Source organism: Rubritalea tangerina (assembly GCF_042683245.1).
GTDB lineage: Bacteria > Verrucomicrobiota > Verrucomicrobiia > Verrucomicrobiales > Akkermansiaceae > Rubritalea > Rubritalea tangerina.
This window is the reverse complement of sequence record NZ_JBHUJB010000092.1, coordinates 1-781: the sequence shown is the minus strand read 5'-3', so window position 1 is coordinate 781 and position 781 is coordinate 1. Positions and strand designations below refer to the sequence as shown.

The 781-nt window shown below is 49.4% G+C and carries 1 protein-coding gene; it reads right to left on the bottom strand.

Annotation, left to right across the window (positions count from 1 at the left end; all coding sequences use genetic code 11):
• A partial coding sequence (locus ACFSW8_RS17775) for a hypothetical protein (protein WP_377178930.1) occupies positions 1-781 on the bottom strand: 781 nt, incomplete at both ends.

The window sequence follows — 781 nt, the reverse complement described above, 5'->3', positions numbered from 1 at the left end:
ATCGAGGTAGTTTTTGTGGTACCACTCCATTTTGAACTTACTGCCCTCTACTGCTCTTGCTGTGATGGTATTCAGTGCAGTGGGATGTGCCCAAAGATCGTTCTGGATGGTGCTCTGAGTACTGTTGTGCTCGTGCTCAGCCACTTCTTGGTCACCCCACCAGGTAACAAACGTGACGTTTGATCCATTATCTATTAGAACTCTACGTCCGAGAGCATCGTACACCATGTCGACGTCTGTGTTGTTGTCCATCTCCACACGTTTGAGACGATTGTCTAGATCGTAGATGTACACATTGCCTTGGTCGTCCTCTGTGAGATTACCTCGGTCATCAAGTGTGGTTGCGTTAGAACCAACTGCAGTGAGTTCGTTGTCGTCGTTGTGGCTGCGGTTTTGGACGGTTCCATCGATGGTTGTACTCGTCCAATTGCCTGCATCGTCGTAGTTCCAGCTCTGTGCTTCAGGGCTGTTGGTGTCGATGGCACCTGTGCGGTTCCATGCTGTAACGCGATTGCCGTCGTCATAGCTCGCGGTGAAGGATGCGTCTTGCATCACTCCTCCTGCAACAGTCTCTGCTGTGATTTGTTTGTCCACGGCGTAGGTGTAGCTCAATTCGAGATCTTCAATGGATTGCGTACCATCGAGCACGAAATCAAAGGTACGAAGATTATCGCTTCTACCATAGGTGATGCTGTGTGTCAGTCCATTTCCAAGAGTCTGATGGGTGAGACGGTAGCCATCGTCATAGCTTTGAGTGAATACATTCTCACCGTCGTAAGTA